We start from the raw sequence: 22,986 nt of genomic DNA on the forward strand, positions 1-22,986 counted from the left end.
ACGACAGTAGCTGTCACGGCACGCGGCGCGGGCGGACCCCGTTGGCGGCCAGGAACGGGTCGAGCCGGCGGCCGAGCTCGGCGAGGTGGTGGCTCGGCACCTGCGGGTACAGGTGGTGCTCGAGGTGGTAGGTGAGCTCGAGGAACACGGCGGGCACGATCCGGCCGCGCAGCGTGCGGGTCTGCGTGAGCGGCGAGTCGCCGTGCTGGTCGTGCGGCAGGTGCACGGTGAGCAGCGGGTACACCCAGCTCCCGGCGACGGCCATGACGACGTAGGCGAGCACGGCCGGCGTGCGCGGCCACAGCAGGACCCCGGCCGTCGCGGCGACCGGCAGCGCGGCGGCCTCGGCGAGCAGCCACCCCCGCTCGGTCCTTGCGCGGTGGAACGCCCACCACCACAGCCGCGCCAGGAACACCGGCCCGTAGAGCACCGCGCCGACCGCACTGATCTTCGCCGGGTAGCCCTCGGGGTCGTCGTCGCGCGGGAAGCGCCGGTGGTGCTGCAGGTGCGTCGCGCGATAGGCGTGCCCGCTCTCCAGCAACACCAGACCACACAAGAACAGCGCCCATTCGGTACCGCGGGAGCCCAGCCCGATCGCCCGGTGCACGACGTCGTGCGTCACGGTGACGACGGCGACGAAGACGCCGAACACGACGAGGGGCGTGAGCAGCCACAGCCACGGCCGGCCCGGCGCGGCCCAGCTCACGGCGGCGTAGAGGGCGATGCCGGCCGCCGGACGGGCCAGCGCCAGCGCCCGTCTGCCCCGGCCGGTGTCGAGCAGGTCGGTGCCGAGGTCGGCGAGCGCGGGCCGGTCCACGGTTCTCATGCGGCCCTGCCCCGGCGCAGCGCCCGCTCGGCGACGATGCGGCTGCCGAGCACGCAGGCGACGGTGCCCAGGCCCGGCCACGTCGAGTCGCCGGCCAGCCAGAACCCGGGCACGCCGATGTCGTGCGGCACGGCGTGCTGGTTGGCGTTGGCCGGGCTCTGCCGGACCCCGCCGACGGCGCCGCGGGGGCGGGAGGTGTACCGCGCGTAGGACCGGGGCGTGCCGACCTCGCGCACGACGGGCCGCTCGGCCAGCCGCGGGTACACCCGGCGCGCCTCCTCGATCATGATGCCGGCGACCTTGTCCCGCCGCTCGGCGTGCCCGGCGTCGTCGAGGTCCTCCCAGTCGGCGAGGTCGGTGTGGGTGGACAGCATGACGGCCCGGTGCCCGGGCGGCGCGCTGGCCGTGTCGCCGGGCGAGGAGACGGAGACGAACATGTTGTTGCCGTCGCCGAGGCTCTCGCCGTACGAGCGCAGCAGCTGGTGGTGGGTGAACGCCTGCCCGCCGACCTCGTCCTCGGGCACGCCGAGGAAGACCACGACGGCCCCGCCCTGCTCGCCGGCGTCGCGGCGCACGAACGGCGCCAGCGCCGTCGCCACCCCGGGCACCTCGGCGAGCGCGGCGGTGGTGGCGAGCGGCAGCGCGCTGACGACCTGCCGGGCGCGCACGGTGCCGCGGGCGCCGTGCACGCGGAAGTCGCCCTCGTGCCCGGCGACGGACGTGGCGCGCCACCCGCAGTACAACGTCCCGCCCTGGCTCTTGTAGTGCCCGACGATGGCCCGCCAGAACCCGCGCATGCCACCGGCGGCGCGGCTGAGCCCGGCACCGCGGATCGTGATCCCGAGCGCGGCGTTGATGAGCGGCGCCCGGTCGACGGTGCTGTGCACGGTGTCCTCGACGAGCATGGACAGCAGCCCGACGAGCCGGTCGTCGCCGCGCAGCCCGTGCCGGCGCAGCGCACCGCCGAGCGTGTCGCCCAGGTGCCGCGCCAGCGGGAGGTCGCGGGCGCGCACGATCCGTCCATTGTGGACCACGTCGGCGAGGCCGCGCATCGGCATCCGCACCCCGGCCCGGCTGGCACGCCAGAACGCCTCCGCGAGCCGGTCCAGGCGGCGCCAGAACGCGCGGTGCGCGGGGCTGTCGCCGAGCGTGCGCAGCCGCTCGTCGCGCCACGCCCGCTGGTCGCGGTGCAGCACGACCGTGCGGTCGGGCAGCCAGGCCACGTAGCCGGGCAGCCGCTCGGCGGGCGGCGCCGGCATGCCGGTGGCGTCGAACAACTCGGCGCCGACCCCGCCGGGCTCGAAGTCGACCAGCGTGGTCGCGCCGACGTCGAAGGAGAAGCCGCGGCGGCGGTAGTAGCCGGCGCATCCGCCGGCGTGGCCGTGCGCCTCGAGCACGACCGTTGAGCGGCCCTTCGCCTGCAGCCGCATGGCCGTCGCCAGGCCGGCGAGGCCGCCGCCGATGACGGCGACATCGAACAGAGTGTTCTGAACGTCCGTTCTGAACATGTGTTCAACGTACGACATCGACGAACGCCGTGACAAGACGTCCGCCGACGGCCGTTGCACGCCGGTTGCACGCGGGCTGCACGCGGCCTCCGGCAGCCTTCTGGTCGGCGGGCAGCCGCCCGCCGCCACCGCTCCCGACGACGAGGAGACACGCATGAAGATCACGGTCAAGAAGGTCGAGCGCATCGAGGCCACCCGGATCCACCCGGACCCGGAGGCCAAGGTCGGCGCGGCCTGAGTGCACATCCGGCCGGCCCGCAACGACGTCGGGCCGGCCGGCCCCCTTCCTCCCCCGTGAAAGGTCGTGCCATGCCGGTCCGCCCCAGGCTCAAGCCCATCGCCGTCGTCCGGCGGCCCGCCGAGGTGATCCTCGTCGGGCGCGCCATGCAGCTCACGTACCTCGCCGACCCCGACGGCAGCGTCGCGGCGCTGCTGCAGGTCCTCGCGCAGGGCGCGCATCCCGTCGCCGGGCTGCCGGCCGCCATGCGCGAGCGCGGCTTCACCGTCACCGAGGCGGACATGGCCGCCGCCGTCGCCGCCCTCGACGAGGTGGGGGTGCTGTTGCGCGCCGACACCGACGCCGGGCTCGACCCGGACACCCTGCGGCGGCACGAGAGCAACCTGCGCTTCTACGACCTCTTCGCCGGCCTGCAGCGGCCCGGCGCGGCCTTCCACCGGGCCATGCGCGACGCCGACGTGCTGCTGCTCGGCGCCGGCGGGATGGGCAGCGGGGTCCTGCAGTCCCTGGTCGGCCTCGGCGCCGGGCGGGTCCGGCTGGTCGACTTCGACGTCGTCGAGGAGAAGAACCTGTCCCGGCAGTTCGCCTACGGCCGCGCCGACGTCGGGCGGGCCAAGGCCGACGCGGCGCGGGACTGGGCCGCGCGGTACTCCCCGGGCACGACGGCCGTCGAGGCCGTCCGCGAGCGGGTGGCCGACGCGGACACGATCCGCCGGCTGGGCGCGGGCGCGTCCGTCGTGGTGTGCGCCATCGACTCCCCCAACGACGTCCACCTGCTGGTCAACGAGGCCTGCTTCGAGCTGGGCGTGCCGTTCGTGACCGGCGGCCTGCAGTACTCGACCCTGTTCTACTGGTCGGTCGAGCCCGGTGTCAGCCCGTGCCGGCTGTGCCTGGAGCTCAACCGCGCGGACGAGGGCGCGGCGCAGCAGGTCGAGCAGACGGTCATGATGTCCGCGGACTTCGTCAACCGGGCCACGGGGCCGGTCGCGCAGCTGCTCGCCGGGTTCGTGGCGCTGGAGGCCGGGCGCTACCTGACCCGCACCGACCCGCCGGTGGCGGCGGCGACGTACCACACCTTCGACCTGGCCGACGCCATGCGCATGACGGTGGAGCCCTGGCCGCACAACCCCGGCTGCCCGCTGTGCTGACCCGGATCGGGGCGCTCACGCTGGTGGCCGACGGGGACGGCTACGTGGTGGGCAGCCCGCATTCGGCCGAGTATGTCGAGGTTCCCGAGCTCGGCGCCCGGATCATCGAGTGGCTGCAGGAGGGCGCGGACGTCGCCGAGTGCGAGCGCCGCGCCGCCGAGGTGGCCGGCGAGCCGGTCGACGTGCCCGGGTTCCTGGCCACCCTGGCCGCCGAGGGCCTCCTCGACGAGGCGCCCGGCGCGCCCGACGGCCCGGGCCTCGGGCGGCGGGCCGGCGCTGCGCTCTTCCACCCGCTGGCCTGGGCCGTCTACGCCCTCGCCGCCCTCGCGGCGCCGGTGCTGCTCGTCGCGATGCCGTCGCTGCGGCCGTCGTACCGCGACGGGTTCCCGTTCACCACTCAGCTGCTCAACATCGTCGCCGTCAGCGCGCTGGGCATCGCGGCGGCCGCCGTGCACGAGGGCGCGCACGTGCTCGCCGCCGCCCGGCACGGGCTGCGCAGCCGCCTGTCGGTGACCCGCCGGCTGTACTTCATCACCTTCCAGGCCGACCTCACCCGCCTGTGGAGCCTGCCGCGGCGGGCCCGCTACGGCCCGCTGCTGGCCGGCGTGGCCTGGGACCTGGTCGTGCTCGCCGCCGCGCTGCTGGCGCAGGCGTGCCTGGCCGGCGCGCTCGGCCCGGTGGTCGTGCGGCTGCTGCGGGCGCTGGTGCTGCTGCAGGTCACCGCCCTGGTCGCCCAGCTGCTGGTGTTCATGCGCACCGACGTCTACGCGCTGCTGGTCAACGCGACCGGCTGCAAGACGCTGTGGGCCACGAAGGGCGCGCTGCTGCGGCGGTACCTGCGCCGCGCGACCCCCGCCGACGAGGAGCACCTGGCCGGTACCGGCGCGGGCGAGATCGCCTGGGCGCGGCGGTACCTGTGGCTGTACGTGCCGGGGATCGCGCTGGCGCTGGGGTACCTCGCCGCCTTCGCACTGCCCGGCATGGTGTACCTCGTGCGGCTCTGCGTGGCCCCGATCCGCGACGGCGGGCTGGGCACGGCGGCGGGCTGGGCCGGGCTGGCGGCGCTGCTCGTCGCCGTCGTGCCGTCCCTGCTCGCGCTGCTGGGCGCGGCCCGCAGCGGCCTGCGCGTGCTGCGCACGGCGGCGGCGCGCCGGCGATCTTGAATCAAAGATGATCAATCGTCGGGGCTGTTCCGCGGATCTCCGGCGCCCTAAACTCGCGTTCAGGTTCGGACGCTGACGCGAGCGGAGGACTGGCCGGATGAGGATCGTGGTCCTGGTGAAATCCGTGCCGGCCGCGCGGGCGTTCGGTGACGACGGCGCGCTGCGCCGCGGCGGGCCGGGCTGGCTCAACGAAGCCGACGAGTACGCGGTCGACCAGGCGCTGCGCGTCGCCCGCCGCCGCCGCGACGTGCAGATCACCGCGGTGACGATGGGGCCGTCCCCGGCCGCCGGCGCCTTGCGCCGCGCGCTGGTCCTCGGCGCCGACGACGCCGTCCACGTCCGCGACGAGCGGCTGCGCGGGTGCGACGCCCTGGCCACCGCCCGGGTGCTCGCCGCGGCCGCCGGACGGCTCGGGTTCGACCTCGTGCTGTGCGGCACCGCGTCGGCCGACTCGGGCATGGGCGCGGTGCCGGCCATGGTCGCCGAGTTCCTCGGCGTGCCCGCGCTATGCTTCGCCGACACGCTGCGGGTGCGCGAGCGCCGGGTCGAGATCGGTCGCGACGACGGCGGCGGGCTCGAGGCCTTCGCCGCGGCGCTGCCGGCGGTCGTGTCGGTCACCGAACGATGCGGCGAGCCCGGCCAGCGCGCCTGGGCCGCCAGCGCCGACGCGGCTCACAAGCTCGTGCGCACGTGGGCGCTCGACGACCTCGGCGTCGCCGCGGGCGAGGTGGGCCGGCGGGCCGCGACGACCGAGGTGCGCGCGGTCACCTCGTGCGCAGACGGCCGCGCGCACCTGCTGCTCGCCGGCGACCCGGCCGTGGCCGCGACCCGCCTCGCCGACTTCCTCGCGGAGCGGCAGTTTCTGTGACGGTACCGACGCCCCGGCCGCCACCGGGGTGAGGAGGCCTGCGTGAGACCGGTGCTGGTGCTCGTGGAACGCGACGCGGCCGGCGGCGGCGTGTGCCGTTCGGCGTGCGCCCTGCTCACCCTGGCCCGCCGCCTCGGCGCGCCCGCCGCGGTCCTCGACGCGCCCGCCGACCCGGCCGCGGTGGCGCTGCTGGGCCGCTTCGGCGCCGGCACGGTCTGGACCGGCGGCGACGACGGCGCCGGCGGCTACCCGGCCGCGGTCCGGCTCGACCTGCTCGACCGGCTCACCCGGCGGCTGAACCCGGCCGCGGTGCTGCTGGCGTCCAACCGGGTCGGCCGGGAGGTCGCCGCCCGGCTGGCCGTCCGGCTACGCGCCGGGCTGCTCGGCGACATCGTCGACGTGCGCGCCGAGCCCGGCGGCCCGGTCGCCGTGCAGTCGGTGCTCGGCGGGGCGTACCTGGTCGAGTCGGCCGTGGTGCGCGGCACCCCGCTGCTCGTGGTGCGTACCGAGGCGGTCGCGGCGTCGGCGGCGCCCGCCGCGCCGGTCGTGCGCCGGCTGGCCGGCACCGTCTCGCGCGACCGGCGGGTGCGCCGCGTCGGCCCGCCCGGCGCGGGAGCGGGCGCGCACGACCTGGCCACCGCCGCGGTCGTCGTCGCCGGCGGGCACGGCCTGGGCTCGCGGCAGGCGTTCGACCTGGTCGGGCAGCTCGCCGACGCGCTCGGCGGCGCCGCCGGCGGCTCGCACACCGCGACCGAGCTCGGCTGGTGCCCGCGCCGGGACCGCATCGACCAGCTCGGCACGATCGTGCACCCCCGGCTGTACCTGGCGCTGGGCATCTCCGGCTCGGTGCGCCACCGCGCGGCGATGCAGCACGCCGAGACCATCGTCGCGATCGACCGCGACCCGGACGCGCCCATCTTCGGCATCGCCGACCTCGGCGTCGTCGGCGACGTCCGCCAGGTGGTGCCGGCGCTGCTCGCCGAGATCCGCCGCCGCAGGCAAAGCGCAACTACGCGACCAGGCCGAAGGCCCGGGAGTCACGGCCCGGACCACGACGGACATCGCGGTAGCCCGGACTTGCCGCCGCAACACGCGCGGCCCGTCACCGATGACGACCTCACGGAGGACCGACGATGATCCTGCGACTGGTGCTCGGCCTGGCCATGACGGCGGCGGCGTTCGCCCTCGCCGGCCGGCGGGTGTGGACCCTCTACCGGATCGCCCGCACCGGCCAGCCCGCCGAACCGGAGCGGACCCGCGGCCTCGGCCCCCGCCTGCGGGCGATCGCGACCGAGGTGCTCGGCCAGCGCAAGCTGCTCACGTGGAGCGTCCCGGGCCTCGCGCACTTCGCGGTCTTCTGGGGGTTCATCATCCTTGGCGCGACCATCGTCGAGGGCTACGGCGCCCTGTTCGACCGGGACTTCCACATCCCGCTCATCGGCACGCAGGCGTGGCTGGGCTTCGCCGAGGACCTGTTCGTCGTCGCCGTCCTCGCCGGGCTCGCCGTGTTCGCCGCGATCCGGCTGCGCCACCGGCCGGCCAGCGACGGGCGCCGGTCGCGGTTCTTCGGCTCGCACCTCGGCGCCGCCTGGCTCGTCCTGTTCATGATCTTCAACGTGATGTGGACGTTGCTGCTGTTCCGCGGCGCGCAGGTCAACACCGGCACGTTCCCGTACGACGAGGGCGCGTTCGCCTCCGAGGCCGCCGGGCGCCTGCTCGCGCCGCTCGGGCCGGGGACCAACGAGGTCCTCGAGACCGTCGGCGTGCTGCTGTCCCTCGGCGTCGTGCTCGGGTTCCTCGTCATCGTCGTGCACTCCAAGCACCTGCACATCGGCCTCGCCCCGCTCAACGTGCTGTTCTCCCGCCGGCCCCGCGCCCTCGGGCCGCTGCTGCCCGTGCACTCCGGCGGCGCGCCCGTCGACTTCGAGGACCCCGGCGAGGACGACCGGATCGGCCGCGGCGCCGTGGAGGACTTCACCTGGAAGGGCCTGCTCGACTTCGGTACCTGCACCGAGTGCGGCCGCTGCCAGTCGCAGTGCCCGGCGTGGCACACCGACAAGCCGCTCAACCCGAAGCTCGTCATCATGGGCCTGCGCGACCACGCGCTGGCCAAGGCGCCCTACCTGCTGGCCGGCTCCGAGGAGGCGCGCGCCGCCCTGCCGAGGGACGTCCTCGCCGAGGCCGCGCGGCCGCTCGTCGGCACCGCCGAGGACGGCGGCGTCATCGACCCGGACGTGCTGTGGTCGTGCGTGACCTGCGGCGCCTGCGTCGAGCAGTGCCCGGTCGACATCGAGCACGTCGACCACATCGTCGACATGCGCCGGCACCAGGTCCTCATCGAGTCGAGCTTCCCGAAGGAGGCCAACGTCCTGCTGCGCAACCTCGAGCGGGCCGGCGACCCGTGGGGCCGCGGCGCCAAGGCCCGCCTCGAGTGGACGGCGGGGCTGCCGTTCCCGGTCCGGGTGCTCGAGGGCGAGCGGCTTCCCGACGACGTCGAGTACCTGTTCTGGGTCGGCTGCGCCGGTGCCCTCGACGAGAACGCCAAGCGGACCACCCGGGCCGTGGCCGAGCTGCTGCACACCGCCGACGTGTCGTTCATGGTCCTGGGCGGCGGCGAGACCTGCACCGGCGACGCCGCCCGCCGCCTCGGCCAGGAGCTGCTGTTCACCGAGCTCGGCAAGCGCAACGTCGAGACGCTCGACGCGGCCGGCGCGAAGAAGATCGTCGTCACCTGCGCGCACTGCTTCAACACGATCGCCAACGAGTACCCGCAGCTGGGCGGCCACTACGAGGTCGTGCACCACACCCAGCTGCTGTCCCGGCTCGTCGCCGAGGGCCGGCTGCGCCCGGCACACCCGGTCGACGCCGCCGTCACCTACCACGACCCGTGCTACCTGGGCCGGCACAACCGGGTCTTCAGCCCGCCCCGCGACCTCATCGGCGCGGTGCCGGGCGTGACGTTCACCGAGATGGAGCGCAGCCGGGAGACGTCGTTCTGCTGCGGCGCCGGCGGCGGCCGGATGTGGCTGGAGGAGCGCATCGGCACCCGGATCAACGAGGCCCGCACCGACCAGGCCCTCGGCACCGGCGCCGAGGTGGTGGCGGCCGCGTGCCCGTTCTGCATCGCGATGCTCACCGACGGGGTTGCCGCCCGCAAGCAGCAGGGCCAGGCCGGGGAGCAGGTGCGCGTGGCGGACGTCTCGGACCTGCTGCTGCGCTCGGTTCGAGGCCCGCAGGCCGACGCCTAGCCGAGGCGGTCGAGGGCCCGCAGGTGGGCGCGGACCGCGGCCCGGTCCATCCGCCGGCCCCGCGCCAGCGCCGCGGCGTAGGCGCCCGGGTCGAGCCGGGACGCGACCGCCTCGACGTGGCCGGGCGCGTTGACCGGGTCCATCCGCTCGGGCGCGTAGCCGACCCGGCCGCCGAGCGCGGCGACCGCGCCGAGCAGCACGGCGCCGTCGCCGGGCCGGCCGGTGTGCGCGAGCGCGCTCGCCAGCAGGTGCGCGGTGGCCAGCCAGCCGGTCACGTCGTCCTGCTCGTCGAGGTCGGCCACCGCCAGGCTCGCCAGGCGCAGCGCCTCCTCGGGCGCGCCGGCGCCCAGCGCCAGCTCGGCCCGCATCCACCGGGCCGACGAGGCGGACCAGGCGAAGCCGCTGCGGGTGCCGGCCTCGATCGCCTCGTCGAGCACCGCGGCGGCGCCGGCCGGGTCGCCGCCGGCCCACGTCACGTGGCCGATGCTGATCAGGGCCTCGGCCAGCAGCCAGTCCTCGCCGCAGGCCGCCGCCAGGGCGTGCGCCTCCTCGCCCGCCTTCCGGCCGTCGGCGGCCCGGCCCGACAGGCCCAGCAGCAGGGTGTGGTAGACCGCCGCCCGGGCCAGCGTGACGGGGCCGCCGCCGGCCCGGGCCAGCCGCAGCGCGGCGCCGATCGCCGCGCCGCTGGCCGGGAGGTCGCCGGCGAGGTACCGCAGGCAGGCCACGCCGGTGAGCGCCCGGGCCCGGTCGTCCTCGGCCGCGTCCGGCGCGGCGGCGAGCGCGGCCTGCAGCCAGCGCAGGCCCTCGACGATGTGGCCGCCGCGGTACCAGAACCAGCTCAGGTCGCCCGCCAGCCGCAGCCCGGCGCCGGCGAGGGCCGGATCGTCCAGCGCGTGTGCCAGCGCGGCGCGGGCGTCGTCCTGCCCGGCGGCGAGGGTGCGCAACCACCGCCGCGCGTCCGGCCCGCGCAGCCCGCGGTCGGCCGCCGCCGCAAGCTCGCCGGACCACGCCAGGTGCCGGCGGCGCAGGCCGGCCCGGCCGTCGGGGGTGAGGCGGCGCTCGGCGTACTGCCGCAGGGTCCGCAGCATGCGGTAGCGCCGGGGCGAGGCGTCCGGCAGCGCCGTGACGAGCGACCCGGTGATCAGCCCGGTCAGCGGCGCCAGCACGCCGTCGGCGTCCCCCGCGACCCGCTCGGCGGCGTCGAGGTCGAACGGGCCCGCGAAGACGCTGAGCCGCGCGAAGAGCTCCCGCTGCGGGCCGTCCAGCAGCCGGTGGGTGGCGTCGATCGCGCCCTCGAGGCTGCGGTGCCGCTCGTCGACGTCGCGGCGCGGGCTGACCAGCGCCCGCGGGTCGTCGAGCCGGTCGAGAATCTGCGCGGGTGCGAGCGCGACCAGTTGGGCCGCGGCCAGCTCGACGGCCAGCGGGAGCCCGTCGAGGCGCTCGCAGAGTGCCGCGACGACCGCCCGCTCGGCCGGGCCGCACACCCAGCCGGGCGCGACGGCCGCGGCCCGGTCCAGGAACAGCTCCACCGCCGCCGTGCCCGCGGGCAGCGGCGGCACCGGGTACTGCCGCTCCCCCGCCACGCTCAGCGGCGACCGGGAGGTGAGCAGGACGCGCAGGCCCGGCACCTTGGCCAGCAGCCGGCGGACCACGCCGGCCAGCGCGGCGACGAGCTGCTCGCCGTTGTCCAGCAGCAGCACGACCGGCCGGTCGCCGGCGGCCTCGGCGATCCCGGCCACGCCGGTCGGCACCGCCAGCCCGAACGCCTGCGCCAGTGCGGGCTCCAGCAGCGCGCCGTCCTCGACGCCGGCCAGCTCGGCGAGGCGCACGTCGACGGGCAGGCCCCGGCACGCCTCCATGGCGAGCCGGGTCTTGCCGGCGCCGCCGGGACCGGTGAGGGTGACCAGCCGGTGCTCGTCGAGCAGCGCCCGGACCTCGGCGAGCTCCCGGTCCCGCCCGACGAAGCGGTCCGGGCCGGGCGGCACGGCGTTGACGGGCGACGCGGCGGCCGGTGCGGGTGCCAGCTCGGCATCCTGGCGCAGCATCGCACCGGCGAGGGCCCGCAGCTCCTCGCCCGGGTCGAGGCCGAGCTGATCGGCCAGCAGGGTGCGCCCCTCGTGATAGGCGGCCAGCGCCTCGGCCGGCCGCCCGGCGCGGTACAGCCCGATCATCAGCTGGGCGCGGCTGCGCTCCCGCAGCGGTTCCCCGGCCACGACCTCGGCCGAGCGGGCCACCGCCTCGGCCGTGCGCCCGAGGGCGAGCAGGCACTCGACGCGCAGATCCTCGGCGACCCGGCGCAGCTCGGTGAGGCGCGCGATCTCGGCCTGTGCGAAGAGCTCGCCGGCCACGTCCAGCAGCGCCGGGCCGCGCCACAGCCGCAGGGCCGCCTCGGCGGCGCCCAGCGCGCCGGCCGCATCGCCGCCGGCCAGCGCGGCCCGGGCGTGCGCGACGCCGGCCTCGAAGCGGCGGGCGTCGACCTGCTCCGGCCCGGCGGCCACGCGGTACCCGCCGGCGTGGTGGCGCACCGCGTCTCGGCCCAGCGCGCGTCGCAGCCGCGACAGGTAGCTCTGCAGCGCGTTCACCGCGCTCGGGGGCGGCTCGTCGCCCCAGACGTCGGCGATGAGCCGGTCGGCGGCGACGTACCGGCCGGGGTGCAGCAGCAACGCGATGAGCACGGCCCGCGGCTTGGCACCGCCGAGCGGCACCGCCGCACCGGCGACGACGACCTCCAGCGGCCCCAGGATCAGGAAGTCCACGCTCCTCCTCGGCGACGTTCGAGCGTCGCCGAGGATGGCACACGCACGCACCGGGCGCTGTCGTGGAACAGCCTGACGACGCCGAAGCAGGCGCCGCCAAGTCGTTACCAACAAATCCTCCACTGCGGGCGGCCTACGGTACGGGCCATGCCCATGGTGTCCCGTACAGGTCCGACGATGCTGCTGGTGCACGGCGGGTTCGCCGACGCCGCGCTGTGGTCGGCCGTCGTCGCGCAGCTGTGGGAGGCCGGCGTCGCGGTGCGGGCCGCGGACAATCCGTTGCACGGCCTGGACGTCGACGCCGCGCACGTCGCCGCCACGGCGCGCGGGATCGCCGGTCCCGTCCTGCTCGCCGGGCACGGCTACGGCGGCGCGGTCATCACCGGCGCCGGCACGCAGGCCGGCAACGCCGTCGGGCTGGTGTACGTCGCCGGCTACGCCCTGGACGCCGGCGAGTCGGTCGACGACGTGAACCGGCGCTTCCCGCCGGCCCCGCTGCCCACCGTCGGCGGGCCGGACACGCACGTACGCATCGACCCGGACGCGTTCGCCGCCGTCTTCGCCGCGGACCTGCCCGCATCCGTCGCCGCCTCGATGGCGGCGTCGCAGCGCGGCATCGCGCCCGAGTGCCTCACCGGCCGGGCGGCCGGGGCGGCGTGGCGCACCCTGCCGTCCTGGTACCTCATCGCCGCCGACGACCGCCTCGTCCACCCGCAGGCGCAGCGGTTCATGGCGCAGCGGGCCGGGGCGCGCACCTCCGAGACCGCCGGCTCGCACGCCGTCGCCGTGTCGCAGCCGACGGCGGTCGTGGACCTCATGCTCACCGCCGCGAACGTGCTGGCGTGAGTCCGTTCGTCACCCACTCACCGGGAGAGACCGTCATGTCAACTGGATCGACCGTCCTGTTCATCCACGGGCTGTGGCTGCACGCCGACTCGTGGCAGCCGTGGATCGACCTGTTCCGCGAGGCCGGATACGACCCGGCCGCGCCCGGCTGGCCCGGCGACCCGGAGACCGTCGAGGAGGCCCGGGCCAACCCGGAGGCCATCGCCGACCACGGCATCGACGACATCGTCGCGCACTACGCGAAGATCATCGGCGGCCTGGACGCGCCGCCGATCCTCGTCGGGCACTCGTTCGGCGGCATGATCGCCCAGAAGCTGCTCGGGCAGGACCTCGCCGCCGCGGCCATCGCGATCGACGCCGCCCAGATCAAGGGCGTGCTGCCGCTGCCGCTGTCGGCGCTGCGCTCCACGCTGCCGGTGTTCAAGAACCCGACCAACAAGCACAAGGCCGTCTCGCTGACCCCCGAGCAGTTCCGGTACGCCTTCGGCAACGCCATCCCGGAGGAGGAGTCGCTGGAACTCTTCACGCGCTGGGCGATCCCGGCGCCGGGCAAGCCCCTGTTCGAGGCCGCTGCCGCCAACTTCGACCCGCACTCCCCGGCGAAGGTGAACACCGCCAACGAGATGCGCGGCCCGCTGCTGCTCATCAGCGGGGGCCGGGACCACACGGTGCCGGAGACGGTCACCCGCGCCACGCTCAAGCAGTACCGCCACTCCGACGCGGTCACCGACCTCATCGACTTCCCCGACCGGGCACACTCCCTGACCATCGACCACGGCTGGCGCGAGGTGGCCGACACCTGCCTGTCCTGGCTGCACCGCAACGGCCTGTAGGGGCGGCGAGATGACCTTGACCCGCCGCGCCGCCATCACCGGCATCGGCGCCGCGGCCGCGCTCACGGTCGCGGCGCCCGCGACGCTCGCCTCGGCCGCACCGGCGACCGACCGGCCGCGGGCGCCCAAGCCCACGGTCGTGCTCGTCCACGGCGCATGGGCCGACGCGTCCGGCTGGTCGAAGGTGACCACCGAGCTGCAGCGGCAGGGGTACACCGTGCTGGCCCCGCCGAACCCGTTGCGCGGCATCGCCGGCGACTCGGCGTACCTCGCGGCGTTCCTGCGGCAGCGGACCACGGGCCCGGTGATCCTGGTCGGGCACTCGTACGGCGGCGCGGTGATCACCAACGCCGCGCTGTCCGATCCCGACGTGAAGGCGCTGGTCTACGTCGACGCGTTCGTGCCCGACCAGGGTGAGACGATCCTCGGCCTGCTCGGCGGCGGCGGTGACCCCACCGCCCTCTTCGACTTCGTCGAGGTGCCCGGCCAGCCGCCGGCCAACCCCGACCTGTACTTCAAGACCGCACTGTTCCCGTCCTCATTCGCCGGCGACGTGCCGGCCGAGGCCGCGGCGCAGATGGCCGCGGCGCAGCGGCCGATCGCATTCGGCGCGCTCGTCGAGCCCTCCGGGGTACCGTCGTGGAAGACGCTGCCCAGCTGGTACCTGCTCGGCACCAGGGACAACGTCGTCCCGCCGGCGGTGCAGCGGTCCATGGCGCAGCGGGCGCGCAGTCACGTCGTGGAGGTGCCGGCCTCGCACCTGGCGATGGTCTCCCACCCGCACGCGGCCGCGGCCCTCATCGTCGCCGCCGCACGATCCGTCCAGTGAGCCCCGGCGGCAGGGTCCCACGCGCTGGTCGCCCTGCCGCCGGGCCGCGCCGGAGAGCTGTGAAGGAGAGACCATGGACCTGCGCCTGTCGGGCAAGACCGCCCTGGTCACGGGTGCGAGCAAGGGCATCGGGCTGGCCATCACCCGGGCGCTCGCCGAGGAGGGGGTGACGGTGGTGGCCGGCGCCCGGACGTCGGGCCCCGAGCTGTCCGAGCTCGCCGCGCGCGGTGCGGTCCACGTCGTGGCGGCGGACCTGTCGACCCCGGACGGCCCGGGCCGGCTGGTCGACGCCGCCGTCTCGGTGGGCGGTGGCCTCGACATCCTGGTCAACAACGTCGGGGCGGTCAAACCCCGCACGGGCGGGTTCCTGTCGGTCACCGACGAGGACTGGGACGCGGCGCTGACCATCAACCTGCTCGCCGCGGTGCGCACGACCCGCGCCGCGCTGCCGCACCTGCTGGACCGCGGCCAGGGCAGCATCGTCACGGTCAGCTCCGTCAACGCCGTCCTGCCCGACCCGCTCGTCATCGACTACAGCGCCGCGAAGGCCGCGCTGTCCAGCTTCTGCAAGTCGCTGTCCAAAGAGGTTGGTCCGCGCGGTGTCCGGGTGAACACCGTCAGCCCGGGGCCCGTATCCACCGAACTGTGGCTCGGCGCCGACGGCGTCGCGGCGACCGTCGCCCGGGCCGGCAGCGGCACGCCGGAGGACGTCGCGAAGCACGCCGCAGGCGACTCGGTCACCGGCCGGTTCACCCGCCCGGAGGAGGTCGCGGACCTCGTGCTGCTGCTGGCCAGCGACCGCTCGGCCAACGTCACCGGCGCCGACTTCGCCATCGACGGCGGGCTGGTCACCACCCTGTGACCTCGTTGCGGACGGTGTCCAGGGCCCAGGCGAGCCGGGACACGTGCCCGTCGTAGCCGGCGGCCGCGGCCCGGTCGGCCACGGCGGCGAGCACCGCGTGCTCGGCGCCGAACCAGGCGCGGGCGTGCTCGCCGTCGCGGATCGCCTCGGCCGTCACCCCCGGCGCCGGGTCGCCGAGCGCGATCGGCTCCCGGGCCGGCGCCAGCAGCCGCACGGCCCGGAACGCGGTGTGCAGGTAGTGGTCGAACAGGCGCAGCAGGGCCGCGCGCCGGACGGGCTCGGGGTCGGTCGCGGCGAACAGCTCGGCCGCGTAGCTGTGCAGCAGGTCGTGCATCTCGAACCGGCCCGGCGAGCGCTCGGTGAGCAGGTGCGCGCCGGTGAGCTCGTCGAGCACCGCCCGCGCCGGCGCGCCGAGCAGGCTGCCGGCGGCGCCGGCCGACACGTCCGGGCCCGGGTGGGCGCCGAGCAGCCGGCACAGCGCCGCCGCCGAGGGGCTCAGTGACCGGTACGACCAGGAGATGACCGCGCGGGCGTCGACCGCCGGCTCCGGGCCGGTGAACGCCTCGAGGCCGCCCTCCGCGTCGACGAGCTCGGCGGCGATGGCCTGCAGCGGTACCGTGGCATGCTCCACCGCCCGGGCGGCGACGATGGCCAGCGCCAGCGGCAGCCCCGCGCACCGCTCGACGATCTCCTTGGTCGCCGCGTCCTCCCGGGCCACCCGCTGCGCCCCGATGCGGCGGGACAGGAAGTCGCGCGCGTCCGCCGCCGGCAGCACGTCGAGGGTCAGCAGGTTGGCGCCCCCGACGGCGAGCAGGCCGGCCAGCCGGCTGCGGCTGGTCACGATCACCAGGCAGCCCACGGACCCCGGCAGCAGCGGGCGCACCTGCGCCAGGTCGCGCGCGTTGTCCAGCAGCATGAGCACCCGGCGCCCGGCGAGCCGGGTGCGCAACAGCGCCGAGCGGGCATCGAGGCCGGCCGGGATCTCGTCGCGGCTCACCCCGAGTGCGGTGAGCATGTCGTGCAGGGCGTCGCCGGGCGCCACGGGCGGGCCGACCGGGTCGAAGCCGCGCAGGTTCACGTACAGCTGGCCGTCGGGATACCGGCCGGCCACCTGGTGCGCCCAGTGGACGGCGAGGGCCGTCTTGCCGACGCCCGCCATCCCGCCGATGACGGTGATCACGAGTGCGCCGGGCGCGGCCTCCCGCGGCGGATGCGACGCCAGCGCCTCCGCCAGCTCGGCCCGGCGGCCGACGAACGTGGGCAGATCGGCCGGCAGCTGGGCCGGCCGCGGCGCCGCCGCCGGTGCCGGCTCGGCGGCGTGGGCCCGCTGCGTCGGCCGGCGCAGCACCCGGTCCCGGGCCGCCCGCAGCTCCGCGCCCGGGTCGAGGCCCAGCTCCTGCGCCAGGGCGGCGCGCACGTGCCCGTAGTGCTCCAGCGCCGCGGCCGGGCCGCTCGCCGCGGCGAGCAGGAGCACCAGCCGGGCCTGCAGCGGCTCGTCCAGGGGCGCGTGGTCGGCCGCCAGCGCCACGGCGGGCAGCAGCCGGCCGGCCTCGTCTGCGGCCAGCGCCGCGTCCGCCGCCTCGCGCGCCACGGCGAGATGCTCGCGCTCCACCGCGACGACCAGCGGATGGGCACGCACCGCCGCGCCGACGCCGCCGGCGACGGGGCCCTGCCACAGCTCGAGGGCCTCGGCGAACAGCCCCGCCGCCGAAGCGTCGCCGGCGGCGGTCCGGGCCCGGCCGACCAGCCACCGGTACCGCACCAGGTCGGCCGTGTCCGCATCCACGTCGAGGCGGTATCCGCCGGCCGAGCGGACCAGCCAGCGCCCGGCGTCGCGGCTGGCCAGGCCGGGCTGCAGCGCCCGCCGGAGGCCGCCGACCCCGCGGTGCACCGCGTTGATCGCGGTCGGTGGCGGCTGCGGCCCCCACATCGCGTCCACGATCTCGGCCAGGCCGGCCGGCCGGCCGGCGCGGACCAGCAGCACCGCCAGCAGGGCCCGCTGCTGCGGGCTGCCGAGATCGAGCTCCTGCTCCCCCAGCCAGGCCCGCACGGGGCCGAGGACCGTGAACCACATCCGCGCGCGCATCAACGCCGTCACCGCCCCGCTCCGGTGGAACCGCCCTGCCGGCGCCTCTCATCCGCAGGCTAGGACCGACGCGGTCCGGCCCGCGTACGTCACATGACGGTGCCGGTGTCGTACGTCAGCGCGGCGCGCAGTGCGGCGCGCGAGCTGACCCCGAGCTTGGGGAAGATGCGGTGCAGGTGCGAGCTGACGGTCCGGTGCGACACGTAGAGCCGCTCGCCGATCTCCCGGTTGGTCAGGCCGCCGGCGGCCAGCTGGGCGATCTGCAGCTCCTGCGGGGTGAGCTGGTCGCGGGCGGCGGGGATCCGGCGGCGGATGGTCTCGCCGGAGGCGCGCAGCTCCTGCCGGGCGCGGTCGCTCCACGGGATCGTGCCCAGCGCGTCGAACGTCTCGCCGGCCGCGCGCAGGTGCCCGCGGGAGTCGGCGGCCCGCCGCTGGCGGCGCAGCCAGCCGCCGTACGCGAGCTGGACCCGGGCCCGGGCGAACGGCCACCGCATCAGGTCCGCCCGCAGCGCGGCCTCGAACAGCGCCTCCGCGTCGTCGTCGGCGGCCAGCAGGGCGCGCGCGTAGCGCAGGCCGGCGTGCAGGGCCGGCGAGGGCGTCGCGCGGGCCACGTCCTCCATCCGGGCCACGATGGGCAGGACCGGGTCGCGGTGCCCGCCCCGCACGGCGGCCTCGACCAGGTCGGCGACGGCGAAGCAGCACAGCGCCGGGTGGTGTGCGGGGTCGGCGGGGTCGAACATCCGGATCAGGTGCTCGTACGCCTCGGTGTGCCGCCCGTCGGCGAGCGCGGCCAGGCCGCGGGCGTGGCACACGGTGGCCAGCACGGGCCGGGCGGCCACCCGCAGCGCCGCCCGTTCCGCCTCGGCGGACAGGGCCTCGGACCGGTCCCACTCCCCCCGCAGGGCGGCGAGCAGGGCCTGGGTCACGCGCGCCGTGGCGTACATGATCGGCTGCGCCGTCTCCCGGCTCAGCCGGGCCGCCTCCTCCGCCGCCGGGATGGCCACGGCCAGGTCGCCCAGGTGCGCGGCGCCCCACGCCTGCGTGGCCAGGCACCGCGCCAGCAGGCCGAGCCGGCCCTCCGAGCGCAGCTCCGTGATGGCGGTGGCGCAGAAGCCGACCGCGAGATCGAACGCGCCCACCAGCAGGGCGGCCTCGGCCCGCCGGGATGCCCGCCCGTGCCGGCTCGGGTGCGCGGCCAGCCGGCGCAGGCTGTCGACGATCACCGCGCCGCGCTCGATCGGCGCGGCGAAGGCGAGCACCGCCAGCAGCCGCCCGTCGTGCGGGTCGACCGGCAGCCGAACGGCTGCCCGCACGACCTCGTCGCGCATTGCCGCGCCGGGCTCGGTCCAGAAGCACCGCAGCGCCGCGCCCCACAGCACCTTCAACGCGAGGTCGCTGTCGCCGTCGGCGGCGGCCTGCTCGGCCAGCTCGGTCAGCGACCGGGCACCGGCCTGCACGTCGCCGACACCGTCGTCGAACCGGCCGCGGATCCACACCATCCGGGTGCGCTGCCGCGGCGAGAGCTCCGTCGCCGCGATGGTGTGCAGCAGCTCGGACACCAGGTCGTGCCGGCCCAGCTCGAAGGCCAGCTCGGCGGCGCGCAGCAGCCGCTCGCCGCGCCGCCGTGGGTCCGCGCTCAGCTCCGCGGCGCGCTGCAGCGCGGCCACCGCCGCCTCCACGCCGCCGCGGCGGCGGGCGCGCCCGGCCGCGGCCTCCAGCTCGTCGGCCAGCCCCTCGTCCGGTCCGCTCGCCGCCGCCGAGCGATGCCACACCCGGCGGTCCTCGTCGCTGCCCGGCAGCGCCGCGAACGCGGCGTGCACCTGCCGCCGCTGCCCGATGCCGGCCTGCTGGACGACCGCGGAGCGCATGAGCGGATGCCGGAATGTCACCCGCGCCCCGTCCACCTCGAGCAGCCTGGCCCGTACCGCGGGGCCGAACGCCTCCACCGTCGGCGCCTCGCCGCCGGCCGCCGCGGCGGCGGCGAGCATCTCCGAGAGCACCTCGCCGTCGCTGAGCGCCGCCGCGAGCAGCAGCAGCCGGGTCGCCTCCGGCAGCGCCGACGCCCGCGCGGCGAAGGCCTCCTCGAGCCGCCTCGTCAACGGCAGCGGCCCGATCGGGGCCACTCCGTCGGCCGCGTCGCGCATCGCGATCGGCAGCTCGACGAGGGCCAGCGGGTTGCCGGCCGCCTCGGCGAGCACCCGCTCCCGCACGGCCCGGCGCAGCCGCGGTGCGCCCGCGTCGAGCAGGGCGGCCGCCGCGCCGTCGTCGAGCCGGCCGACGGCCAGCTCGGGCAGCCCGGCGCCGTCGAACGCGCTGCGCACGCCCTCCCGTACCGCCGCGAACACCACCACCGGCTCGAACTCCAGCCGCCGCGCGACGAACATGAGCACATCGGCGCTGGCCCGGTCCAGCCAGTGCGCGTCGTCCACCACCAGCAGCAGCGGTGCGCGGGTGGCGGCCTCGGCCAGCAGGTTCAGCGTCGCCAGCGCCACCAGGAACAGGTCCGGCGCCGCGGCATCGCTGCGCCCGAACGCCGCCAGCACCGCGTCGCGCTGCGGCGCCGGCAGGCCGTCGGCCTGATCCAGCACGGGGCTGATCAGCTGGTACAGCCCGGAGAACGTGACCTGGTGCTCCGACTCGGCGGCGGTCGTGCGCAGGCCCCGCACGCCGGCGGCGGCCGCGAGCCGCCCCGCCTCGGCCAGCAGGGCCGACTTGCCGATCCCCGCCTCGCCGCGCACCACGACCGCGCCGCCGCCGTCGCGGATGCCGCCCACGCGCTCGGCCAGCATCGCGAGCTCGGGCCCGCGGCCGAGGAGCGGCGCGGCGTGACGGTCCGGCGACATGGCCCACATCATCCCTCACGCGCCGCCGGACCCCGGCGCTGTGACGGCTCTCTCAGCGCGCACGCTCGGTGGACACGCGGCGCCGGGCCGCTGGATGCTCGACGCCGTGAGCACCACCTCCGGCCGGCGTCTGCTCGGGCGCGACGACGAGCTGCGGTCCCTGTTCGGACATTTGGACGAGGTCGGTACTCGGGGATGCGCCATCGGGCTGCTCGGCGAGCCCGGCGTGGGCAAGAGCGCGCTGCAGGCGGAGGCCGTGCAGCACGCGCGGTCGCTGGGGTTCACCGTGCTCACCGCGCGGGGCAGCCAGTCCGAGACGCATCTGCCCTTCGCCAGCCTGCACCAGGTGCTGCGGCCCCTGCTGCACCGCGCCGACCGGCTGCCGGCCATGCAGCGGGACGCCCTGCTCGCCTGCTTCGCGATGGGCGAGTCGGTCGAGGTGAACCCGTTCTTCACGTTCCTGGCGGTCCTGGAGCTGCTCGTCGACCTGGCGGCGCGCACGCCGGTGCTCGTGTGCCTCGACGACCTGCACTGGATGGACCAGCCCTCGATCGACGCGCTGGCCTTCGTCGCCCGCCGGATCACCGGCGAGCGGGTGGTGGTGCTGTGCACGTCCCGGCCCGCGCCGCTGCCGTTCGCCGACGCCCACACGGTCGAGTGGACGCAGCTGCGCGGCATCGACGAGGCCTCGGCGGCCGCGCTGCTGGACGCGCGGGCGCCGCGCCTGACCCCCGCGATGCGCGACCGCGTCCTGGCGCAGGCCCGCGGCAACCCCCTCGCCCTGGTCGAGTTCGCGACGGCGCTGGAGTCCGGGCGGTACACCTGGACCGAGCTCGACGACGACCTGCCCATGACCACGCGCCTGGAGCGGGCGTTCGCCGCGCGGGCCGAGCACCTCGACCCGGCCGTCCGCGCGATCCTGACCGTCGCCGCGGTCGACGACGGAGACGACGTCGGCGACGTCCTCGCGGCCGCGCAGATCCTCCACGGCGCGCCGCTCGACCGCGCCGCGGCGCAGCCGGCCTTCGAGCACGGGCTGCTGACCGTCGTCGGCGAGCGGTACCACATCGCACACCCGCTGGTCGGTTCGGCACTGCGCCAGGCCATGCCGCCGGCGACGCGCCAGCGTGCGCACGAAGCGCTGGCCCGCGTCCTGGCCGCGCATCCGGACCGCGCGGTGTGGCACCGGGCCTCGTCGGTGTCGGGACGCGACGAGCGGATCGCGGCCGAGCTGGAACAGGCGGCCGGCAACGCCCAGCGCCGCGGTGCGATCGCCTCCGCCGCCGCGTGGCTGGAGCGGGCGGCGGCGCTGAGCCCGGACCCGCGGTCGCAGGCCGCCCGCCTGCTCAGCGCCGCGGAGCTCGGCTACCAGCTGGGCCGGTTCGGCCAGGTCGAGCAGATCAAGGCGCAGGTCACGGGGATGACGCTGCGCCCGCGGGACCGCTCGAGGCTGGCGTGGCTCGAGGGCGTCTTCCACGACGGCTCCACGGGCGAGCCCGCGGAGGTGCGCCACCTGGTCGACATGGCACGGCAGGCCACCGAAGGCCAGGACGTCGAGCTGGCCATGCAGCTGCTGGTCGGCGCGGCCCGCAGGGTCTGGTGGCGCGACCCGGGAGCGCCGCTGCGGCACGAGATCGTCCTGGCCGCCCGCCAGGTGGACGTGCCCGGCGACGACCCGCGGCTGCTGGCCATCTACGCCCTGTCCGAGTCGCACGAGCAGGGACCCCTGGTCATCGAGCGGCTGGCGCGGTGGCCCGCGGACGCCGGCGGGCGGCCCGACCTGGCGGGCCTGCTCGGCATCGCCGCGTTCTGCACGGGCGACTTCCGCCGCGCCGTCGCGTTCCTGTCCACGCCCGTGCAGGAGCTGCGCGCGCAGGGCCGCATGAGCCTGCTCGCCGAGGCGCTGGCGATCCGGGCGTGGGCCGAGATCTACCTCGGGACCTTCGACGCGGCCCGCTCGGCCGACGAGGCCATGCGGCTCGCGGACGAGACGGGCCAGTCCCTGTGGGCGGCCACCGCACGCATCGCCGTGGCCCTGATCGACGGGGTGGGCACGGGGTGGGACACGCGTCACGACCTGCTCTCGGAGGCCCAGCACGTGGCGCTGCGGACCCCGAACGCCGCGTCGTCCCTGCTGGCCGGCGTGCAGCTGGCCCGCGGGATCGCCGAGCTGGGCGCGAACCGGCACGAGCAGGCCTACAGCGAGCTGCGCCGCGTGTTCCAGCCCGCCGACCCGGCCTTCCAGCGGATGCAACAGGTCTGGGCGCTCGGCTACCTGGCCGACGCCGCCGTCCACACCGGCCGGCACGCCGAGGCGAGGTCGACGCTGGCCGCCATGGAACGGATCGCGGGCACCTCGCCCGCGACGGGGTCGATCATCGCTCTGGAGTACTCCCGGGCGGTGCTGGCCGACGCCGCGTCGGCCGAGGAGCTCTTCAGGACCGCCATGGACGGCGCCAGCAGCGGGCTGCCCTGGCACCGGGCGCGCGCCGAGCTGGCCTACGGCTCGTGGCTGCGCCGCCAGCGCCGCGCCGTCGAGTCCCGCGAGTCGCTGCGGGCGGCGCGGGCCGCCTTCGAGGCCGTCGGCGCCCGCACCTGGGCGCAGCGGGCCGACCAGGAGCTGCGCGCGACGGGCGAGCGCGGGTGGCGGCCGACGTCGAGCCCGCGGGAACGGCTCTCGCCGCAGGAGACCCAGATCGCCGAGCTGGCCGCGCAGGGGTTGTCCAACCGCGAGATCGGCCAGCGCCTGTTCCTGTCGCACCGGACCGTGAGCACGCACCTGTACCGGATCTTCCCGAAGCTCGGCATCGTCTCGCGCAACCAGCTCGCGGACGCACTGCAGTCACGCGACGGCGCTTGACCGCAGCCGGCGGGCGCGCCGCCGTCCTACCGTGCTCGCGACGCGCTCCGGCGTGGATCCTGCGATGATCGG

16 protein-coding genes are annotated in these 22,986 nt (G+C 76.5%); 11 read left to right on the forward strand and 5 right to left on the reverse strand.

Annotation, left to right across the window (positions count from 1 at the left end; translation table 11 throughout):
* Nucleotides 1–13 precede the first annotated feature (13 nt).
* The gene (locus ABD901_RS33115; protein ID WP_345132849.1) at nt 14–826 is read right to left on the reverse strand and encodes a fatty acid desaturase; all 813 of its coding nucleotides are present in this window, start codon (nt 824–826) and stop codon (nt 14–16) included.
* Nucleotides 823–2,334, reverse strand: coding sequence for a phytoene desaturase family protein (locus ABD901_RS33120; RefSeq protein WP_345132851.1), 1,512 nt, complete (start codon nt 2,332–2,334; stop codon nt 823–825). Before ABD901_RS33120 ends, ABD901_RS33115 begins: the two co-directional genes overlap by 4 nt.
* On the opposite strand from ABD901_RS33120, the gene ABD901_RS33125 reads away from it, so the two are divergent.
* The 6 genes from ABD901_RS33125 (at nt 2,333) to ABD901_RS33150 (ending at nt 8,999) form a co-directional block, all read left to right on the forward strand.
* Entirely contained in the window at nt 2,333–2,572 is a 240-nt protein-coding gene (locus ABD901_RS33125; RefSeq protein ID WP_345132852.1) for a hypothetical protein, read from the forward strand. The two genes, ABD901_RS33120 and ABD901_RS33125, sit on opposite strands and share 2 nt — an antisense overlap.
* Nucleotides 2,573–2,643: 71 nt before the next feature.
* On the forward strand, nt 2,644–3,720 hold the full coding sequence (locus ABD901_RS33130; protein WP_345132853.1) for a HesA/MoeB/ThiF family protein: 1,077 nt from the start codon (nt 2,644–2,646) through the stop codon (nt 3,718–3,720).
* On the forward strand, nt 3,714–4,883 hold the full coding sequence (locus ABD901_RS33135) for a hypothetical protein (protein WP_345132854.1): 1,170 nt from the start codon (nt 3,714–3,716) through the stop codon (nt 4,881–4,883). Before ABD901_RS33130 ends, ABD901_RS33135 begins: the two co-directional genes overlap by 7 nt.
* Nucleotides 4,884–4,980: 97 nt before the next feature.
* Nucleotides 4,981–5,751: an electron transfer flavoprotein subunit beta/FixA family protein gene (locus tag ABD901_RS33140; RefSeq protein ID WP_345132856.1), complete on the forward strand. Its 771-nt coding sequence runs from the start codon at nt 4,981–4,983 to the stop codon at nt 5,749–5,751.
* Between the two features lie 42 nt (nt 5,752–5,793).
* Nucleotides 5,794–6,888, forward strand: coding sequence for an electron transfer flavoprotein subunit alpha/FixB family protein (locus ABD901_RS33145; RefSeq protein ID WP_345132859.1), 1,095 nt, complete (start codon nt 5,794–5,796; stop codon nt 6,886–6,888).
* Nucleotides 6,885–8,999, forward strand: coding sequence for a (Fe-S)-binding protein (locus tag ABD901_RS33150; protein ID WP_345132861.1), 2,115 nt, complete (start codon nt 6,885–6,887; stop codon nt 8,997–8,999). Before ABD901_RS33145 ends, ABD901_RS33150 begins: the two co-directional genes overlap by 4 nt.
* Here ABD901_RS33150 and ABD901_RS33155 read toward each other — a convergent pair.
* Nucleotides 8,996–11,755: an AfsR/SARP family transcriptional regulator gene (locus ABD901_RS33155; protein ID WP_345132863.1), complete on the reverse strand. Its 2,760-nt coding sequence runs from the start codon at nt 11,753–11,755 to the stop codon at nt 8,996–8,998. The two genes, ABD901_RS33150 and ABD901_RS33155, sit on opposite strands and share 4 nt — an antisense overlap.
* 147 nt (nt 11,756–11,902) lie before the next feature.
* On the opposite strand from ABD901_RS33155, the gene ABD901_RS33160 reads away from it, so the two are divergent.
* The 4 genes from ABD901_RS33160 to ABD901_RS33175 all read left to right on the forward strand — a co-directional run bounded on the left by ABD901_RS33160 (nt 11,903) and on the right by ABD901_RS33175 (nt 15,125).
* Complete coding sequence (locus tag ABD901_RS33160; RefSeq protein ID WP_345132865.1) at nt 11,903–12,601, forward strand: alpha/beta hydrolase; 699 nt, start codon at nt 11,903–11,905, stop codon at nt 12,599–12,601.
* A 35-nt stretch (nt 12,602–12,636) separates the two neighbouring features.
* Complete coding sequence (locus tag ABD901_RS33165; protein ID WP_345132867.1) at nt 12,637–13,434, forward strand: alpha/beta hydrolase; 798 nt, start codon at nt 12,637–12,639, stop codon at nt 13,432–13,434.
* A 10-nt stretch (nt 13,435–13,444) separates the two neighbouring features.
* Nucleotides 13,445–14,263, forward strand: coding sequence for an alpha/beta fold hydrolase (locus tag ABD901_RS33170; protein ID WP_345132868.1), 819 nt, complete (start codon nt 13,445–13,447; stop codon nt 14,261–14,263).
* A 73-nt stretch (nt 14,264–14,336) separates the two neighbouring features.
* Complete coding sequence (locus ABD901_RS33175) at nt 14,337–15,125, forward strand: oxidoreductase (protein WP_345132870.1); 789 nt, start codon at nt 14,337–14,339, stop codon at nt 15,123–15,125.
* On the opposite strand, the gene ABD901_RS33180 is transcribed toward ABD901_RS33175, so the two are convergent.
* Both ABD901_RS33180 and ABD901_RS33185 read right to left on the reverse strand, forming a co-directional pair.
* Nucleotides 15,112–17,223: an AfsR/SARP family transcriptional regulator gene (locus ABD901_RS33180; RefSeq protein WP_345132872.1), complete on the reverse strand. Its 2,112-nt coding sequence runs from the start codon at nt 17,221–17,223 to the stop codon at nt 15,112–15,114. The two genes, ABD901_RS33175 and ABD901_RS33180, sit on opposite strands and share 14 nt — an antisense overlap.
* A gap of 77 nt (nt 17,224–17,300) precedes the next feature.
* Complete coding sequence (locus ABD901_RS33185; RefSeq protein ID WP_345132874.1) at nt 17,301–20,054, reverse strand: helix-turn-helix transcriptional regulator; 2,754 nt, start codon at nt 20,052–20,054, stop codon at nt 17,301–17,303.
* Between the two features lie 40 nt (nt 20,055–20,094).
* Between ABD901_RS33185 and ABD901_RS33190 the strand changes: the two genes are divergently transcribed.
* Nucleotides 20,095–22,914: a helix-turn-helix transcriptional regulator gene (locus tag ABD901_RS33190; protein WP_345132876.1), complete on the forward strand. Its 2,820-nt coding sequence runs from the start codon at nt 20,095–20,097 to the stop codon at nt 22,912–22,914.
* Nucleotides 22,915–22,986 lie beyond the last annotated feature (72 nt).

The organism is Dactylosporangium darangshiense, from assembly GCF_039537565.1.
Classification (GTDB): domain Bacteria; phylum Actinomycetota; class Actinomycetes; order Mycobacteriales; family Micromonosporaceae; genus Dactylosporangium; species Dactylosporangium darangshiense.

Bases quoted from the DNA above. Each gene is read 5' to 3' on its own strand.
- ABD901_RS33120 (WP_345132851.1), bottom strand. From the start codon at position 2,334: ATGTTCAGAACGGACGTTCAGAACACTCTGTTCGATGTCGCCGTCATC.
- ABD901_RS33140 (WP_345132856.1), top strand. From the start codon at position 4,981: ATGAGGATCGTGGTCCTGGTGAAATCCGTGCCGGCCGCGCGGGCGTTC.
- ABD901_RS33175 (WP_345132870.1), top strand. From the start codon at position 14,337: ATGGACCTGCGCCTGTCGGGCAAGACCGCCCTGGTCACGGGTGCGAGC.
- ABD901_RS33130 (WP_345132853.1), top strand. From the start codon at position 2,644: ATGCCGGTCCGCCCCAGGCTCAAGCCCATCGCCGTCGTCCGGCGGCCC.
- ABD901_RS33185 (WP_345132874.1), bottom strand. From the start codon at position 20,054: ATGTCGCCGGACCGTCACGCCGCGCCGCTCCTCGGCCGCGGGCCCGAG.
- ABD901_RS33170 (WP_345132868.1), top strand. From the start codon at position 13,445: ATGACCTTGACCCGCCGCGCCGCCATCACCGGCATCGGCGCCGCGGCC.
- ABD901_RS33160 (WP_345132865.1), top strand. From the start codon at position 11,903: ATGCCCATGGTGTCCCGTACAGGTCCGACGATGCTGCTGGTGCACGGC.
- ABD901_RS33165 (WP_345132867.1), top strand. From the start codon at position 12,637: ATGTCAACTGGATCGACCGTCCTGTTCATCCACGGGCTGTGGCTGCAC.
- ABD901_RS33125 (WP_345132852.1), top strand. From the start codon at position 2,333: ATGTGTTCAACGTACGACATCGACGAACGCCGTGACAAGACGTCCGCC.
- ABD901_RS33150 (WP_345132861.1), top strand. From the start codon at position 6,885: ATGATCCTGCGACTGGTGCTCGGCCTGGCCATGACGGCGGCGGCGTTC.
- ABD901_RS33115 (WP_345132849.1), bottom strand. From the start codon at position 826: ATGAGAACCGTGGACCGGCCCGCGCTCGCCGACCTCGGCACCGACCTG.